At 62.7% G+C, this 2318-nt stretch carries 1 protein-coding gene and 2 pseudogenes; 2 read left to right on the top strand and 1 reads right to left on the bottom strand.

Features of this window, described 5'->3' with window-relative positions:
* Positions 1-810: 810 nt before the first annotated feature.
* Positions 811-1476, bottom strand: a pseudogene (locus ACZXDY_RS45580) (SOS response-associated peptidase).
* Positions 1477-1502: 26 nt separating this feature from the next.
* Between ACZXDY_RS45580 and ACZXDY_RS45575 the strand changes: the two are divergent.
* Both ACZXDY_RS45575 and ACZXDY_RS45570 read left to right on the top strand, forming a co-directional pair.
* Positions 1503-1823 (top strand): annotated as a pseudogene (locus ACZXDY_RS45575) (molybdopterin cofactor-binding domain-containing protein); the annotation flags it as partial.
* Positions 1762-2318 (top strand): molybdopterin cofactor-binding domain-containing protein (locus tag ACZXDY_RS45570; RefSeq protein WP_464349970.1); only part of this gene is annotated, 557 nt, incomplete at its 3' end. The pseudogene ACZXDY_RS45575 and the gene ACZXDY_RS45570, both read left to right, overlap by 62 nt.

Genomic DNA, 2318 nt, shown 5'->3' with positions numbered 1-2318 from the left:
CCTCGATCCAGCCTACCGAATGCAGCAACTACTTCGCCAACGCAGGATATGCTTCCATCAAAACGTGAAACGCTCTAGCGTTGCTTATGATCGCGAGAAAGCCGGCAACGAAGGTCCGGTTCTGGCCCCTTTGAGACATGCCGTCGGACTCTGACAATGTCCGCTTATTGGGAAGACCCGAAGTACGGATAAGCGGCGCGAATGGCGTTTTCGGACAGAGCGCAATGTCCGTCATGTGTCCCCGAATGCGCTTCAAAGTGGACAACCCGGATCATCGGCGGATGTAGTCGACGATCCGAGAAGAAGCCCGGGGCCTAAAAGGGAGCCGGGTGAGGCCAGCGCACGCCATCGCCGTGCAGCTCATGAACACGCTCGCGGGCTGCCGGCACCGCATTGATCGCATGGTCCATTGAGCCGGCTGACCTCGTTACTTTAACGAATTCGCGCGGCTCAGCAGCGGCACCAGACCATTTTCATGCGCGGAGATAGCACAACAACGGTCAGTTGGTCTCATTATCCGGCGAGCGAAAGCTCCTTAGCTCCACATTTGGAACACAAAACCCATATATCCGCATCACGCTTTACTTCCCGTTCCCTGGCGAATTGCAACTGAGCCCTCCAGCCTCGGAGTCCTGAGATGCAAGAGTATTGCGCCTACGTCGTTGGACCAGACCGCCACATCATCAACCGCATAGACCTGCTCTGTGAGAGCGAAGATCAAGCTAAACAGTGTGCCGTGCGATTGGTGGACGGCCAGAAGATAGACCTATAGCAACGCGACCGCCGGATCGCGAGATTTAAAAGGCGACACTAGGCCGCCGCGCCGGCTCGGTCTTCCTTGTCCTCGCCACGCAGTACGATCTTGAGCGCATCATCGGGGAGCGGTCGTTGCAACGCCTTGGCCTCGTCCCGCGGCGCGCGCATCCAGACGTCGCGCTCCTCGTCGGTGGTCAGGATCACCGGCATGGCCTTCGGATGGATCGGCTCGACCACCGCGTTCGGGCTTGTCGTCAGGAAGCCGTAGACCTAATGCGGTCCCGCGATCGGCTTGGATTTGGTGCCGCGATCACCGTTGAACGTCGTCCAGATGCCAGCGAAGGCGAATAGCGGCCGGTCCTCATTGACCGCGAACCAAACCACGTCCTTTTTCTTCGCCTCCGGGTTCGGCTCGGGCGCGTACTCGGCGAAGCTGTTGGCTGGAACGAGGCACCGGTTTTCCGGCTTCAGCTAGCCTCGCCAGTGCGGAGATGACGTGTTGCGGATGTTCGTGACTGGTGGACCGCCCGTGCGCGGCGGTGGCGGCATGCCCCAGCGCATCAATGTTAGCTCGCGCCCGCCTTCGACATTACGAACAACTGGCGCTGGGTAGTCGGGGAACACCCCTGGCATCGGCGCGAGGTTGCCAACGTAGCGGTTGACCACGCGGAACAGCGCGCGGCAACGGCCGGCCCTGGAGCAGCAACAGCCTTCGCGAATGCTATCGCGTCGGCGCCGAGCGTTTCGGCTGGGCCGAGCGCCGTGCGCGATCGGCAGCCAAAGTCGGCCGCTGGAAAATCGGCTTCGGCATGGCGACGACGCTCTATCCGGCAATCCGCCAGGCCTGCCACGCGCGCGTCGCGCTACGCGCCGACGGCTCGCTGCTGGTCCAGTGCGGGACACAGGACATGGGCTCGGGCACCTACACCACGCTCGGCCAGATCGCAGCCGATGCACTCGGCTTAAGCATGGACAAGATCACCGTCGAGCTCGGCGGACACCGACTTGCCGGACGGCCCTTTCTCCGGCGGATCGCAGGTCACGGCGAGCATCTTTCCCGCCATTGAAGCGGCGACGTCGAAGCTGCGCGCGGCGCTCGCGAGCATCGCAACGGCCGACACCACCTCGCCGCTCGGCGGCAAGCCGCCGGAGGATCTCGAATTCGCCGACGGGATGATCCGCAGCCGCTCCGGCAACGCCAGCGAGAGGCTCACCGATGTCCTCGCACGTGCCGCCACTGATGGCCTCGAGGCTGAGGGCGAGAGCCCGGCGACCGATCATCAGAAACTTGCGGCAACCGGCATGGGATATGGCGCGATCTTTGTCGAGATCGGCGTCGATCCCGAGCTCGGCGAGATGCGCGTCCGCCGCGTCTGCGGTGCCTTTGCGGCCGGGCGCATCCTCAATCCGCTGCTGGCGAAGAGCCAGTATATCGGCGGTCTCGGCATGGCGTTGCATGAGCAGACCGTGACCGATGCTGCGACCGGCAGCATCCTCGGCAAGTCGTTCACCGACTATCTCATTCCGGTTCATGCCGACATGCCCGCATTCGACATCGCCAT

The organism is Bradyrhizobium sp. LeoB3 (assembly GCF_055456055.1).
Note: the sequence above shows the minus strand (reverse complement) of the source record. Positions and strands in the feature narration are given on the sequence as shown.